This is a genomic window from Spiroplasma endosymbiont of Phyllotreta cruciferae (assembly GCF_918697755.1).
Genome location: NZ_OU953854.1, coordinates 632,835 through 648,280, shown reverse-complemented (window position 1 = coordinate 648,280; position 15,446 = coordinate 632,835). Strand labels below are relative to the sequence as shown.

Below are 15,446 nucleotides of genomic sequence, written 5' to 3'. Positions count from 1 at the left end.
AAAGTCATTTTTTGTAACCAATCAGCATTATTAACCATTCGTACATTTTTTCCAATTAATTGTTGCATTTGGGTGCTTATTGCTTGAACATTATGCATAATCGTCTGGTCATCTAATAATATCCGTTCTGCTTTTTTACCACTTGGATCACCAATCATTCCGGTTCCACCACCAATAATAGCAATTGGCTGAAAACCAAACATTTCAAAACGTTTTAACAACATAATTTGAATTAAATGACCAACATGTAATGAATCGCCTGTTGGATCAAAACCACAATAAACCCTTTTTTTTAAAGCTTGGGCTTTTAATAATTTTGTTTCATTAGTTACTTGCTTTAATAGACCTCGTCATTTTAATTCTTCTATAATATCTTTTACCATCATTTATTCCCTCTACTATTTAAAAAAATCTAAAATGTTAGAGTTATTCTTTATCGACTTTTACGATTTTTTTAAGTTGATTAGGTTTTTCCTCTTCAATAATTTTTTCTGAAATTGACGCTGATGTTTTTTTCAAATCTTCCGTTACCTTAATTCCGGCATCAATTGCAGAAACTGTTATTTTAGCTAAATCTTTCGCAACTGCCCGAACATTTGGTGATTTTGCCGCAGCTTTAATTAATTTTACAGCCCCAACATCAATTTTTTTTAATGCTTTATAGGCCATTTCTTTCGTTGAAGCAGAATCTAAAATTTCTACAGCACCCTTAACATCTTTAATTCGTAATTCAATATCCGCCGCTACTTCATCTGATTCGATTCCTTGTGATTTTTCTCACACAATTTCAATTTTATTAACCATTTTTTTCAATTGTGGATTATACTTTTTAACTAAATTAATAAAATCTTGCCGTAATTCTGATCCTTTTTTAGGAGCAATAAGCATCCCCGTTACCATAATTGCTAATGTTTTAACAAACTTAAAAGCCATAATTATTCCTTCTCATCAGAATTAGCAAAATCTTTTAATTTATCAACAATTCGATAAGCAATATCTTTATTACGAGCAATAACTTTTACCCATGCCTTAACATTCCGTTTAGCAAAGGCTTCAAATACATCAATATAATTTGAAACTTTAACAACTGTGTCAACAGTAGAATTTAACATTTCTGATTTATAAGTTAAGTCTTCAACAAAATAATCAAATTTCTTAGCAGCAATTGAAACTTTCCGAGCGGCAATAATTCCATAACAACAAAATACAATCGCTAAACATAATAAAACAATAATTAAAATTGTTTGTGAAATTAATAAATCGTCACTAGTTGCTAAGATATATATCATTTCTTCCACCCTTTTTTCTAATCAAATTAAATATTACTTTTACATTATAACTTATTTTATTTAATATCAAAATAAAAATCCTTATTTATTCTCATCTTTATCAAGATTTTTACTTTCATTAATTTGAGCCTTAACGCGTTCTTTTCGTTTTTCCTCAGCTTCTCGCGCAGTACGTTCTTCCAATTCTAACATACGTGATAAATATGGATTACGTTTAGTATAATAATCATTAACATGTTTTGTTTCTGAATTTGAATCATCTTTTCGTAAATCATGCAAATTTTGATGATATTGTGCGATTGGTTTTGAACGACGTAAGAATTGATTATTTAAATTACTCTCTTGTAAATTAAGTAGGGTCTTAAATCGAACTGCTCCTGCTTTAGTTGAGTTGTGTTTAATCAAGCTACGGCGTTGTTCTAATGGCATATTTTCGGAAAAATTATCATCAATATGATAAGCTTCTGCAACCACTTGACGAATTTGTTCATTAATTAGTTTTTGTTCTTCTAATCCTTCGAACAACGCCGTTTGTTCATACTCATCAACTTGATAACGTGGTTTGGGATTACTAATTTTTTGTTTAATTTGTTCTAACTCCAATGTTAATTCAGCTGTTCGTTCCCCAAAAACATTTTCCCCATTTTTACGTGGTTTAAACAAAAATGATACGGTTTGGGCTGCTTGTTCTGATAATTTATTGCGATTTTTTAAAGTTGACTTAATTGTGCCACCATCTGTCAATGGATTATATTTTTTAAAATATTGTTCAATATTAACTTTTTCAGCATCTGAAACTTTTTCTTCAACAACATGGATTTTTGCTAACTCAGCTTTTTTATCAACAATTTTTTGTTCAATAATTTCATTAATTGAATTAGAAGCAGCACCTTCTAATTCATAATGCAAATTATGTTCATAACTACTCATCGTGCTTTTAAAATCATTAGCCCCATCAAGTTTTTTCCCATACAATGGTGAAATAACTTCTCCCAATGAATTTAAAGAAGGTTTTTCCTCAGCTGGAGGTTCAATATTAGTTGCTTTTGATACTTCTTCTTGTTGTCGTTTTTGTTCACGCTTTAGATGAGGATAAGCATCATCATGATTATAATAAGATTCGATTTTTTGGTTTTTATTTTCACTCATCATGAAAACCCCCTTTATTTACCTATATTATAAAACATTTCTTACTTTTTAACTAGTCGATTTGAAATAATGTTATGCCGACCAAATTTGGCTTGATCAACACCATTTAATTGCACAGCATCACCAGTAAAACCAATATTAATTTTTACTAAAGATTGACCAACACCATAAATATCTACTGGCACTCCTTCCTTCTCAAATTCAATAATTTTTTGAACATTAAATCCTGAAGAAACAATGATTTTAACATAATCATAACCTTGTTGATCTAATTGTTGGCGTAAAGCACAAACTAAATGTTTATTTACCCCGTTAATTTCACCAAGTGGGTATTGTTTTTCTTTCCCAAGAAAATATTTGTCAACTAAAGCTTGCGATGTATCAACACGAACCGCATATAAATTTGGGAATTCAACTGCTACTTTTAAAGTATCAGTAATAACATCATTATTATAATCAACTAAGGCCACTAATTTATCAGTTGGATAAAATCGTTGATAAGCATGTAGTGCCACAATTAAATCTCCATTAAATGCTTGAATTAAAGCGTGCGGGACAGTTCCTATTGGTTCATAATTCCCTGTCAATTTTGTTACCTGAGCTGTTGTCACAAAATTTGTAATTCCCCCAACTTTAGCAGCATAACCATCATTTTCTTGATTATAATAATAATCACTACGATCGTTCATATAAATAACTGGTTTATTATTTGCTACCTGTAAAATTCGATGACAGTTAGTCGCAATACTAGTTTGTCGTGCTAAAATACCATCAATGATTCCTTCTAAATGACCAAATTGATAATAATGCCCCGCAACTTTTAACACCGGCTCATTTGGTTGAATTACATCACCATCAGTCAAAGCTGTAATTTCAAGTGTCTCTGGGTTAAAAGCTTCTGTTTTTAATAATTCAACACACTCATTAACCCCCGCCAAAATAACATTTTCTTCCCGCTGAAAAAATTGCATTGTTATAATATCATTTGGTTTCTCATTTTTTAAAATATTAGCTGTTTTTAAAAAATAAACGGCACTATAATATCCTGTTTTAATTTTACTCATTATAATATTCCTTTCAAAAACTATTTCCAAGATGATATTGTTTTGGTGATAATAACATAATTTTTTTACCAATACTAGAAGATGATAATCCTAATTCTCGTTCTGAACATAACATTCCATTTGACATAACACCTCGTAATTCACTAGGAACAATTTGTAATGTTGGGGGCATAATTGCACCAACTCGTGCGACAACAACTAACTGACCAACCCCACAGTTATCTGCTCCACAAATAATTTGAAGAATTTCAGAACCAATCGTAACTTGACAAATATTTAATTTATCATAATTAGGGTGTTGCTTACGTTCTAAAATTTGACCAACAATAAAATGGGGTTTATTATTAATATTATGAAATAGATACCCTCGTTTTTTAAACATTGTTGCTAACTCTGTTAATAATAATTGATTATCACTATTAATACCCGGTCTTAATTTTGTTGTTAAATGCTGACTAGCATTTAACAAATTAAAACTATGACATTGAATATTTTTATTATGAAAGAAAACCCATTCTTTCTTAATCGTATGTTCTCCTTGCGTAACGATTGGTTCATACCCAACTAAAACATCAAAATCCGGCTGATAGAATAAACCAATTAATACTGTCTCCATTTTTACTTCTTCTCACTTCAATTAAAATTCTTAATCTTTGTCTCATTTAAATCTTCAATAATAGTTGTTGCCAACTTAATTGTTTCATTAAAATCATCTAAATCAATAATACCACTAATTGTATGTAAATTACGAGCAATTAAACAAGCCTGAATTGTCGGAATTCCACAATCCACTAAATGAACACGTCCAGCATCAGTACCACCCGGGGAAATATAAAATTGATACTTAATTTGATGTTGCTGCATTAAATCAAGTTGATATTTGATCAAATCATGCCGAGTAACATAACCATTATCCATTCCTCGCAACATTACACCTTGCCCCAACTAACCAAAGGTATTTGTTGATTCATAATCTTGCCCTGGTGAAACATCTGTTACAATTGCAAAATCTGGTTTAATTAACGTTGTCGCAGTTGCTGCGCCACGAGTTCCCACTTCTTATTGAGCACTAAAACCAACATATAAATCAAAATCTAATCCCTTATTTTTAATTTGTTCTAATACTTATAATCCTAAAATCACACCCATTCGATTATCAATTGCCTTTGATAACAATCGTTTGTCATTTAAAAAAACAGTTGGTCATTCACAAATAACAAAATTACCTCCCCGAACACCAGCAGCATATACTTCTGCTTTTGAAGTAAATCCAAAATCAACTAGCATATTACTAATTGGCGTTGGTTTTAAGCGTGCTTCTGGTGATAACAAATGGGGAGCAATTGCCGAAATTGCTCCGGTTATAAAAGTTCCATCATCTTTTAATAATTTTACCCGCTTAACTAATAATGTTTGTTATCAAATTCCTCCTAATGGATTAATTAGAATTAATCCTTTTTCATTAATTTGACTAACCATAAAACCAACTTCATAACCATGCGCCATTAGCATTACCCTTTTAGCATTTTTAATTCCTTTTTTATTACGAATAACCGCAAAACAACTTCCTAAATTATCTTGAATTATTTCTGTTGTATACTTTTGATAATATTGTTTCATTAATGTAATAACTTTCTCTTCACACCCCGATGGCCCAAATGCTTGCAAAATATTTTCATACATTATTTTCTTTTAGTTAGTAATTTTCATTTTTATCTTATTTTCGTTCTTGAAATTATTATATCAAAGTTTATAATTATTATATTGTTAATAGTTTAACAATATAATAATTAAAATTCAATGATAATTAAATTTATAGAAAATAAATGGAGGTTAATTATGCGTAAGGTTGCATTAATAATAGATTCATCGTCAGGAATCAAGAAGGACGAATTAAAAAAATATGAAGATACCTATTTACTACCATTATTATTAAATTTCACAGATGGGAGTGAAGTTGAAGATGATGAAGATATTATTTCATTTAATGAATTTTATGATATCTTAGAACACCAAGTAATTAAAACAAGCCAAATTCCAATGGGAAAAATGTTAAATACTTGAAATGAATTATTGAAAAAGTACGATAATATTGTTTTTGTAGGACTGTCAAAAGGTTTATCGGGCCAACATGAAAATATTTCAATGTTATCACAAGGTGAAGAATATAAAGGAAAGGTCTTTGTTATTGATACTGATGGCGTTAGTGAACTATTAGTTTTTATGATTGATTTAATTTACAGTTGAATTCAAGAAGGTGTTGAATTAACAGAATTTCAACCAAGAATTGATGTAATTAAAACAAAATTTAGTGCATTTATTATTCCAAAGAGTTTAGAAACACTAAAACGAGGTGGTCGAATTACTGCTGCCGCAGCAGCACTAGCATCATTATTAAAAATAACACCAATTTTAAGATATGATGGTCGAATTGATAAATTTGACAAAACAAGAACATTTAAAAAAGCTGTTGAAACAGCTTTTGGTCAAATTAAAAAAGAACGCGAAAATTGAAAAAATATTATTTTACTACATTCTAAAACAAATAACGAAACTTTAAACGAAGTTTATCAAATAATTGAGAATGCTGGTGCTATAATTACTTCAACATACATTCTAGCAAACATTATTGCTGCTCACACCGGCCCTAATACCGTGGTCCTAGTGTGTTGAGATAAATAAAGGAGAATAACTTTATGAATAAAAAAATTGCAATACTAACTGACTCATCAGCCGGTTTTACAACAGCAGAAATTAAAGAATTAGGAATCCATGTTATTCCTTTACATATTATTTTAAATAACGAAACCGATATTTTAGATACTGAAGAAGAAATAAAAAAATACCACTTCTATGATATTGTTAAAACAGGAAGTACTAAAACAAGCCAAGCTTCAACGGGAGAATTAATGGCAAAATATGATGAAATTTTGAAAACATATGACGAAATTATTCATTATCCTATTGCCGAAAAACTATCAAGTCAATATGCAACTGCTTATACTTTAAGCCAAGAAAAACAATATCGCGGAAAAGTCCACGTTATTCGTAACCACACGGCCGCTTTTGCTTTAAAAACATTAGTTATTTATGCCAATGAATTAGCACAACAAAATCTCACTGTTCAAGAAATTATTGCAAAAACAAATGCCTTAGAACAAAAAACATATATGGCAATGATCCCTGGTAGTTTAGAACGCTTATCAAAAGGGGGGCGCGTTGGAAAAGTGTTATTATCATTGATTAATCTATTTAAAATTAAAATTTTAATTCAATGAGGTGAATATCCCAAAAAAATTGATTCATCACGAACATTAAATAATTTAATTGAAGTACTAGTTGAAACATCAGATAAATTTAAAAAAACAGTCAAAGAAAAATTTCAGTTATTTGTTTTAAAAACAAATCAATGTACTGATAAAATTTGAGATAATGTTACTCAAAAATTAGACGAATTAAAAATAAATTATCATACCGAACAATTAGCTAATATTTTTGTTGCTCATGCTGGCTTAGATACAATTGCCTTTGTTGCAATTCCAGAAAATAAATAAAACAAAAAAAACCATTTCTAAATTAGAAATGGTTTTTTTGTTTTATTTTTATGGCGGAAGTAAAGAGATTCGAACTCTTGCATGGATCACTCCACCTAACGGTTTTCGAGACCGCCCCCTTCAACCAGACTTGGGTATACTTCCATTTTATTATCCTGGCAGGGGTAGCAGGACTTGAACCCACAACGTACGGTTTTGGAGACCGCTGTTCTACCATTAAACTACACCCCTAAATTCTTTTAAATCATAACACAAATATTATAAAATAATAATAGTTCTAAAATAAAAAAAGTATTTTCATACTTTCATCTTATAAAACATCATGGCAGGGGTAGCAGGACTTGAACCCACAACACTCGGATTTGAAGTCCGATGTTCTACCACTTGAACTATACCCCTAAAATAAAAAGTTAAGTATCAGAATTGACACTTAACTATTTTAACAAAATAATTTGAAATAGCAAATAATTTTATTTATTTTCTAAATTTTAGTTTATGGCACAATACCAAATTTTTAACAAAAAGACAATTACCTTCTTAAATAAAAAATTAAAAAAGCTAAACTTTAAAACACTTTTAAATGTGTTTAAAATGTCTAGCTCAAATTTTAATTTCTTAAAAACTTGCCTTTAATTTGACAATTTACAAGCTTTCTAAGCATTACCTTTAGACGATACTTCAGGGTCAACTATTTCATCAGAATTTTGATTTGATGCAAAAGAATAATATAAACCAGCATCAAAACTTTTACCAAATGTAAACATGACTGCTCATTTTTCTTCTATTTCTTTATCCCAAACTAATATATTTGGTTAATATCTTCTTGAATGACTAATTTGATTTGATAAGAAAGGATGTGTTATTAAATTAAATAATTCAAGATCTTCTAAATCTTTTGCTTCATCTGAGTTTTTAAAACCATCAATGATAATTTTAACAACACTTTTTAAACCATTCTTTTGATTTTTTATTACCATTTGTTTAAAATCTTGCTTATAAACAGTTAAAAGATTAAAAATATTAGAAACAATAACTCTGGTGTGTTCTCCTAAATCATCTGAGTATTTAATAAATTGAACAACTATTTTTCCTCAATTAATTAATTTTTTATCAATTGCTTTACCAGATAAATTTAATGCAATTGTTAAATCTTCATCATTTTTATCTTTAACATTACCAGATAAACCAAGACCAAAAACATTTAAATAATTTAAATTAATTTTGAAAGTACCTAGATTTAAGTTATCATCTTTATCAATATTAAAAACATCACCAATTTTGGTTTTATAAAAATTAACAAAATTTTCTACAGTTGCACCTGATAATCTTTTTCACGGATCGTTTTTACTAATATTGGGGTCAACTCAATTTGCTAGTGATAAATCTCTTGCTTTTTTGGTTTTAGATAATCCATTAAAAACTTTGTTATCAGCGGTTAATTGACCATCTTGTTCTTTTTTAATTAAATCAGTATCATTATAAGTTATAATAATATTTTTAAATTCAGTTTTACTAGCAATATATTCCTTAAATGAATTTTTTAAAACACCATTTAATTCAGTGGTATATTTTGAAAAATCTCAAATCATTTGATCATATAATGGTTTAAAAATTTTATTTTCTGAAAGATCAACAGTTTCTAATTCTAAGAAATAATCCTTAATATTTTCAATTAGAAAAACTACTGCTTTATCAGAAAAAGCCCGTAAAGTGTTCACATTTTCGGTAACATTATAAATATTTGTTATTTCAAAACTAGCATACATTTGTTTAAATTTTAATTGAATGGTTGCTTTGTAATCAACCCGAACAGCTGAAAATGGTTCTGGATTAACATCGCTAGGAAATTTATTGCGTAAATTTTCTACATCAATAAAACTAACTTTCACAATGTTTTTTTGATCATCTAAAGTTAATGGCAACTCATTAGTAAAATAATTTAAATATTCGTTTTGTAAGTCACGATTAACATCGTCAAAAATTTTTGTAAAATTATTAATAAAATAAGTGGATAATTTATTATCATCCGAATTATTTAATTTTAATTGATAAGGCTCAGTATCACCTTTATTTACTTTGGAATAGATTTTTGATAAATTATTTTTCATACTATCTACATATGGAATATTTTTAATTTTTTGATTAATTTTCTCAATAGCTTTTGCTTGAATTTCATTAAAAACCTCAATGTCTTTTGCTGCAATACTTTCGTTGCCAATAATTTTTTTGTTATGACAGGCAACAACATTTGGTGCAACGGTTCCAACTAATGTTATTGTTCCTAAAATACTTAATAGTTTTTTCATTGTTTTTTCCTCTTTTACTTTAGTTATATTTATTCAAAATTTAAAAATTAAAATGTGGGAGGAATATGTGTTTTACGAAACAAACATAAACATTTTGTATGCAAAAAATTAATTAGAAGAATAATTTTACAAACAATTAACATAAATTTTTTCCCCTTATTCTATTTGCTTTTTGTGTTAATAAAAAGAGTATAACATTTAATCATTATATCAAATTATTGACCTTATTTTTAGTAGTTAATTTAGATTTTCTAAATGAATTGTTTTACTCAAAATTGATTACTGTTATCATTGAAAAAATATAGGTCCATAAAAAATAACTAGTATATAACTAGCTATCTTATTGCTTATATTTATCATATTTCATTTATTTTACTTTAACTATTATTTTTAATAATATATGTTTTTATATAATTGTACCAATCAAACTAATTAGTTTTCTACAATTACTAGAAAAATTATTACCATTTTTTAAAACACCTTTTACCTTTTTAAAAAATTATAATTGTTTTTGAACAATTGGATTGTGCTCAGTTATTGGTTCACCAATATTATTTCAAATTGGTTTTGTTAATGGTTTTAAAACACCAATAATATTTTTTATTTCTACAGTTAGTTGTATTCCCCATTCATTAAAAAATTGTGTTAAATTATAACCACTTACTCGCGAAGAAATTCTAATAAACTCTTGGGTTTTTTGTCATCATTATTAAAACGCTTACTTGAATTAGGTTATTGATTAATTCTACGATATGTTTGATTTAATAACGGGTAAAAATATTACCAAATGCCATATGCAATTGTCAAAACATTCCTAATTTAGTTCAAAGACCAAGATCACCACCAAGTTTAGTAAAATCTTTTTTCTCATTTGGTTGTGCTAAATATTCCTTAATTGCTTGTTGTTTTTCATTTTCTTTATAAATTCTTAATTGAATCCCTAATTTTTGTTGAATATATAATGAATTAATATTATTAACAACTTCAGTAATAGAATATTGTGGAATAGCATAACTGTGCCCTGTTTCGTGTCACAATGATCATTGATCATAAATTTTATCTAAAAATAAATTTTGTCCCGCAGAAGTGCTATTTTGAAAAACCATACGAGCAGTAGTATTACTTGCATAACCACCACCAGCATCAGGATTAACAATATGAATATACTGTGTATATTTTTTATTAATATCGGTATAATTTTCATTTAAACCAAGAAGTTCGTTGCTTCAATTTCAAACATTATCTCAATGATTTAATGTTATATTAAAATAATGTTGTAAACGTGGTATAACCACGTTTTTAATCATATCTGTTTGCATTGTCGCAAAATAATTTTTTGCAACAAATTCAACAAAATGGTGATTTTGTTGTCTTAACTTGTTCAATAAATTCAGTTTGATCTGTTTTATTTACTTTAAAAGTTGGTATTTTAATAATACCGTTATGTTTTTCTGCTATTACGCTAGTTACTCTTAAATTAGTCTGATTATTATCAGCAAGATAAAGCACCCAATTAATTTTTAAAGAAAAAGTAACAATATTGGTTTTTGTTGAAATCAAAACCTCTATGAAAACATCTTCTCTGTTTTCGTTTATATTTTTATATTTTCCCCATTGCCCAATGGATAATTTAATCTTCCCCAATTAATTGTCCATTAAACTACGATTTAATGTAACTGTATAACTATTGTGACCTTCTAGATAGTATCCTGTTGGATTAAATTAAGAATATGTTAAAGAACCACAGTCTTCACGATTTGCCATTTCCTCAGAAGTTATTAAAGAACCATGGTTATCTTTTTCATCATCACCTTTATCCCCTTTGTTACCATCATTGCCCTTGTCACCCTTTTCACCTTTTGCACCTTTTTTTCGTTTGTTCAATCTTCATATAAATTTCTAATTCGCTCATTATTGTTGTAAACATAAATTATCAAAAATAATATTAAAAAAGTTAAAGCAAGAAAAATAAAAACATTTCAAATTATAAAAAATATTTTTTTCATTAGATTTTATCCCTCCTTATGCTTTAATTTTAAAAAATTAAATATACGAAGGTGGGCGTTTTTTATTAAGAAAAGAAAGAAATTTTGTGTGTAAAAAATTAATTAAAAGAATAACTTCATAATAAAATCTAATATTATAAATAATTAACATAAATCTTTCATCCCTATTCTATTTGTTTTTTGGGGTTAATAAAAAACCATAACATTTAATTATTATATCAAATTATTGTTTTTATTTTTAGTAATTAACTTTACAAAAAAATGTAAAAATAAAAAAATTACCTTCCCTTTAAAAAGTTTATGGTAATTTTCATCTTATTCATTTTCATCAAAATGAATATGTTCATTTTTTTTATTATGGCATTGATCACAAATTCCATGTCCTTCAATTTTAAAATGAACTGGTTTTCAATTAGTATTTGTCATCACTTCTTTTAAGTTATCTAACTTAATTTCTTGTAAAATTTTTGAATCTTTAATATGAACAACATTTTTACAGATGTCACAAATCATATGAAATGATGGGTTTTCAGCTAAATCATATCAAATTTGCTTACCATCAAAAGAATTGGTAAAAACAACATGTTCACCAATCAATAAGTCGATTGTATTATAAACTGACATTAAATTAACATTTTTAAATTCTTGTTCTAACAACTCAACAATTTCTGATAAAGTTAAATGTTGTTTTTCTGTTAAAATTTTAATAATTGCCAATCTAATTTCAGTAATTCGATAATTTTTGTTTTTTAATAACTGTACAATACTTTCATATGATAATGCCATTTTTGCCAGCTCCTTTATTTTTTAACTTCTTCAATAATTTTAACTAAATCTGCCACCGTTTTAATATCCATTAATTTATCATCTGATATTTTTATCCCAATTTTTTTCTCAGCTTCAATCACTAAATCCATCAAATCTAATGAATCTAACCCTAATGCTTTAAATTCTGTATTCAAATCAACTTGTTTTGAAACTCCACGTTCTTTTAAAACTTTTCTAATTTCAGTCAACACATCCATTTGAAATCCCTCGCCTTCTTTTTTCATTAGTATTATTATATCAAGTTTAACAATAAAATAATAGACTCTCTGTTAACCTCTTCTAAAGGGTTATTTTTCAAACCTGATATAATTGTTCCTTATCGTGATAATGATAAATTAAGATTAGTTTAGAATAACCAAGTTGTTCATTACTATAATTAAAAACTTGTAATTTGGGTTCAGGTTTATTACTACTTACTGATTAAAATATTTTTATAAATAAAAACAAATGGTAACAAAAAATCAAGAATAATAATGACTCTTCTAATAAGAACTTTTTTTATTGTTCTCAGTTTTTTCTGGTAATAAAAAATCAAATTCGAATTGAGTAAATAATTCTTGGTTAAATTCTTTATTATAATAATTTGTTAATTTTTGTGAATAAATATAATATGTCGTTGTTAAATTATTGAATCAATTAATTTCCGGAATAAAATTAGTATTAACGTTTGGTCTAGAAATAATTGGTCTAAAGATAAAATGCTGGGTAAAATTAATATTAAATCCTTCTAACCTTGTAATAAAAGTTACTTTTGTCTGTTTCAAAAAAGGGTGCACTAAAAAATTTTTAGTGGAAAAATTATCATTTGTTGTAACTTCAATTTGGTTTTTGGTTTGATTATAAATCATATTATCAAGAAAAAAATGTTCATACAGTTTTTGCTGCGAATTATATTTTAAATAACCATTTAGTGTTTTAAAATTATATTTTGTTTCTTTACTAATTATTGTTGTTATCGTTGGAATTAATAAATAACGATTATTAAAAAATGTTCATAACTTTGTTATTTTTGTATAAAAATCAATTGGAAAATTTGATACATGATCAGAATAAAGAATACTAAAACTTCGTACAGAAAACAAAGACGCTATTTGTTCACCACGTGGCAAAGCTGCAATAAATTCAAAATAATGTTCAAAAACATTTTGTAAGGTTTGAAACTGTTTCTTTTTTTCATCATAATTTTTATACTGAATAACACCTGTTATTTTTGTTGTTTGATTATAACTTTGCTTCTTATTGTTAAAATTAAAATAAACTTCTTGATAAGAATTTTTTGTAATTAAAACATCATTTCTTATATTAGGAACACTAATAACAAGACTAATTTTATTAATTTTATTTTCATCAAGACATTGCCCAGAAACAACAACTTTTCCTCAATTTGAATATTTAATTTCAGTTTCAGAAATTTGCAAACTGTTTGACTATATCCCGTTTGTAATTTAGTTGTTATCTTACATTTTTTTTATTATTAAAATTTCAATATATTTCTAATATTGAAAAAAATGTTTTTGTAAAATATTAGTAATATTTTTTGCCTGTTTGTGATCAATTTGATAATCTATTGTTGTTCGTCCACTCTTGGTGAATCAGGGTTTAATATTGCCAATATTTGGACGAATATAAAAAGCATATGCTTGATTGTTATCGCCATTATCAAAACTAAACAATGAGATAGTAAAATCTAACGCTAAATTAATTTCATTGTTAGGAGCAAACTGAAATGAATTAAGTACTGCCAATGGTTGATTAAGAAAATTTTCAGGAAACAAATTAAAAACCTCCTTAATTAGTATTTACCAAAAATTAAAGAGGTTTCCTTGAAATTAATAAGCACGCGCAAAGTAAACTAAATTAGTTGCTGGTTGACCACAATGAAAACAAACTGTTTTTTGTGATTCTATATCAAAAGGAATACAACGAGAAGTTGTTTGTGTTTCTGCTTTAATAACATCTTCACATTCAACCCAACCACAGAATGGTACTAAAAATAAACCATTTACCTTTGCTAATGCTTTTAAATAATCATCATAAGTTCTAATTTTTTGCGTACGTTGTTGACGATTATCTAATGCTCTTTGATATAAGTTTGTTGCAACTTCAGATAGCAGCTTTGCAACAGTTTCTTTCACTGCTGCTAATGGTATAGAAAATTTTCAAAAGTATCACGACGAGCAATTGTAACTTGATTTTGTTCTAAATCACGAGATCCCACTTCAATTCGTAATGGAACCCCTTTATTTCAGCATTTGCAACTCGAAAACCAAAACTTTTATCTGATTGGTCAATTTCACACGATATTCTTGTAATTCAGTTTGTAACTTCTGAACAGCTTGTAACTGTTGATGTTCATTGCTAATTGGCAAAATCATAATTTGTGTTGGCACAATGGCCGGTGGTAAAACAAGACCATTATCATCACTATGAGTCATAATGATACCCCCTATTAAACGAGTTGAAACTCCTCAAGATGTTGAGTAAGCATTTTCTAATTCATTTTGCTGATTTGCAAATTTAATGTCAAAAGCTTTTGAAAAATTTTGGCCAAAATAATGACTAGTCCCACATTGTAGGACTTGGCCATCATACATAACGATTCAATAGTATATGTTTCTTCTGCTCCAGCAAATTTTTCCCGTTCTGTTTTTTGCCCTTTAATAACTGGTAATAATAATTTTTTTTGGACAAATTCAGCATAAATATCTAAAATCTTTAAAGTAAAATCACGCGCTTCTTGTTTTGTTGCATGAATTGTATGTCCTTCTTGTCATAAAAATTCACTAGTACGTAAAAAGGGACGCGTTGTTTTTTCTCACCGCAAAACATTTACTCATTGATTATATAATAAGGGTAAATCACGATAACCTTGAATTTCTTTACTAAAAAAAGTTCCAAATAAAACTTCTGATGTCGGTCTAATATAAAGTTCTTCATCCAAAATTTTATCCCCAACCTTTGTAACAGTTGCAATTTCGGGCGAAAAACCTTCAATATGATCTTTTTCTTTATTAAAAAGAGTTTTTGGAATCAACAAAGGAAAATAAACATTTTTAACTCCAACTTTTTTTAATTCTACATCTAAAAATCTTTGAATATTTTCCCAAATCGCATAACCATAAGGTTTAAAAATCATTGTTCCTTTAACAGCACCATAACTAATTAAATCAGCATTTAAAACAATATCAGTATATCATTGAGCAAAATCAACTTCTCGTGGTGTAATTTTATCTAACTTTTTCTTCATGAT

General features: G+C 27.5%; 17 protein-coding genes, 3 tRNA genes and 2 pseudogenes. 2 read left to right on the top strand and 20 right to left on the bottom strand.

Annotated features, from left to right (window positions below):
- From tyrS to NL276_RS05250, 8 genes and pseudogenes are all read right to left on the bottom strand, one after another.
- On the bottom strand, positions 1 to 383 hold a 383-nt coding region (gene tyrS, locus NL276_RS04295), incomplete at its 3' end, for a tyrosine--tRNA ligase (RefSeq protein WP_253301338.1).
- Positions 384 to 426: 43 nt separating this feature from the next.
- On the bottom strand, positions 427 to 933 hold the full coding sequence (locus tag NL276_RS04290; protein ID WP_253301337.1) for a hypothetical protein: 507 nt from the start codon (positions 931 to 933) through the stop codon (positions 427 to 429).
- 2 nt (positions 934 to 935) lie between these two features.
- Complete coding sequence (locus NL276_RS04285) at positions 936 to 1,289, bottom strand: hypothetical protein (RefSeq protein WP_253301336.1); 354 nt, start codon at positions 1,287 to 1,289, stop codon at positions 936 to 938.
- A gap of 81 nt (positions 1,290 to 1,370) precedes the next feature.
- On the bottom strand, positions 1,371 to 2,438 hold the full coding sequence (locus NL276_RS04280) for a hypothetical protein (RefSeq protein WP_253301335.1): 1,068 nt from the start codon (positions 2,436 to 2,438) through the stop codon (positions 1,371 to 1,373).
- A gap of 41 nt (positions 2,439 to 2,479) precedes the next feature.
- Complete coding sequence (locus NL276_RS04275) at positions 2,480 to 3,502, bottom strand: nicotinate phosphoribosyltransferase (protein WP_253301334.1); 1,023 nt, start codon at positions 3,500 to 3,502, stop codon at positions 2,480 to 2,482.
- On the bottom strand, positions 3,495 to 4,118 hold the full coding sequence (gene ytpR, locus NL276_RS04270) for a YtpR family tRNA-binding protein (protein WP_253301333.1): 624 nt from the start codon (positions 4,116 to 4,118) through the stop codon (positions 3,495 to 3,497). Before ytpR ends, NL276_RS04275 begins: the two co-directional genes overlap by 8 nt.
- 2 nt (positions 4,119 to 4,120) lie before the next feature.
- Positions 4,121 to 4,447: a zinc-binding metallopeptidase family protein gene (locus NL276_RS05255; protein ID WP_256468766.1), complete on the bottom strand. Its 327-nt coding sequence runs from the start codon at positions 4,445 to 4,447 to the stop codon at positions 4,121 to 4,123.
- 180 nt (positions 4,448 to 4,627) lie between these two features.
- Positions 4,628 to 5,122: pseudogene (locus NL276_RS05250) on the bottom strand (zinc-binding metallopeptidase family protein).
- Positions 5,123 to 5,341: 219 nt separating this feature from the next.
- On the opposite strand from NL276_RS05250, the gene NL276_RS04255 reads away from it, so the two are divergent.
- Positions 5,342 to 6,184: a DegV family protein gene (locus tag NL276_RS04255; protein WP_253301331.1), complete on the top strand. Its 843-nt coding sequence runs from the start codon at positions 5,342 to 5,344 to the stop codon at positions 6,182 to 6,184.
- A gap of 14 nt (positions 6,185 to 6,198) precedes the next feature.
- Positions 6,199 to 7,056 (top strand): DegV family protein, encoded by an 858-nt coding sequence (locus tag NL276_RS04250; protein ID WP_253301330.1) that lies wholly within the window; start codon positions 6,199 to 6,201, stop codon positions 7,054 to 7,056.
- Positions 7,057 to 7,107: 51 nt separating this feature from the next.
- Here NL276_RS04250 and NL276_RS04245 read toward each other — a convergent pair.
- From NL276_RS04245 to proS, 12 genes and pseudogenes are all read right to left on the bottom strand, one after another.
- Positions 7,108 to 7,200, bottom strand: a tRNA-Ser gene (locus NL276_RS04245).
- Between the two features lie 12 nt (positions 7,201 to 7,212).
- Positions 7,213 to 7,287 (bottom strand) — tRNA-Trp (locus tag NL276_RS04240).
- A 92-nt stretch (positions 7,288 to 7,379) separates the two neighbouring features.
- Positions 7,380 to 7,455 (bottom strand) — tRNA-Trp (locus NL276_RS04235).
- Between the two features lie 413 nt (positions 7,456 to 7,868).
- Positions 7,869 to 9,362 (bottom strand): lipoprotein, encoded by a 1,494-nt coding sequence (locus tag NL276_RS04230; RefSeq protein ID WP_253301329.1) that lies wholly within the window; start codon positions 9,360 to 9,362, stop codon positions 7,869 to 7,871.
- A gap of 761 nt (positions 9,363 to 10,123) precedes the next feature.
- Positions 10,124 to 10,681, bottom strand: a complete 558-nt coding sequence (locus tag NL276_RS04225; RefSeq protein ID WP_253301328.1) for a M60 family metallopeptidase — start codon at positions 10,679 to 10,681, stop codon at positions 10,124 to 10,126.
- Positions 10,662 to 11,006, bottom strand: coding sequence for a hypothetical protein (locus tag NL276_RS04220; protein ID WP_253301327.1), 345 nt, complete (start codon positions 11,004 to 11,006; stop codon positions 10,662 to 10,664). The genes NL276_RS04225 and NL276_RS04220 overlap by 20 nt, the downstream gene beginning before the upstream one ends.
- 78 nt (positions 11,007 to 11,084) lie before the next feature.
- Entirely contained in the window at positions 11,085 to 11,246 is a 162-nt protein-coding gene (locus NL276_RS04215) for a hypothetical protein (RefSeq protein WP_253301326.1), read from the bottom strand.
- A gap of 437 nt (positions 11,247 to 11,683) precedes the next feature.
- The gene (locus NL276_RS04210; RefSeq protein WP_253301325.1) at positions 11,684 to 12,154 is read right to left on the bottom strand and encodes a Fur family transcriptional regulator; all 471 of its coding nucleotides are present in this window, start codon (positions 12,152 to 12,154) and stop codon (positions 11,684 to 11,686) included.
- Between the two features lie 14 nt (positions 12,155 to 12,168).
- Positions 12,169 to 12,420: an acyl carrier protein gene (locus NL276_RS04205; RefSeq protein ID WP_252156838.1), complete on the bottom strand. Its 252-nt coding sequence runs from the start codon at positions 12,418 to 12,420 to the stop codon at positions 12,169 to 12,171.
- A gap of 258 nt (positions 12,421 to 12,678) precedes the next feature.
- The gene (locus tag NL276_RS04200; RefSeq protein WP_253301324.1) at positions 12,679 to 13,614 is read right to left on the bottom strand and encodes a hypothetical protein; all 936 of its coding nucleotides are present in this window, start codon (positions 13,612 to 13,614) and stop codon (positions 12,679 to 12,681) included.
- 75 nt (positions 13,615 to 13,689) lie between these two features.
- Positions 13,690 to 13,971, bottom strand: coding sequence for a hypothetical protein (locus NL276_RS04195; protein WP_253301323.1), 282 nt, complete (start codon positions 13,969 to 13,971; stop codon positions 13,690 to 13,692).
- 54 nt (positions 13,972 to 14,025) lie between these two features.
- A pseudogene (proS, locus tag NL276_RS05245) lies at positions 14,026 to 15,443 on the bottom strand (proline--tRNA ligase).
- Positions 15,444 to 15,446 lie beyond the last annotated feature (3 nt).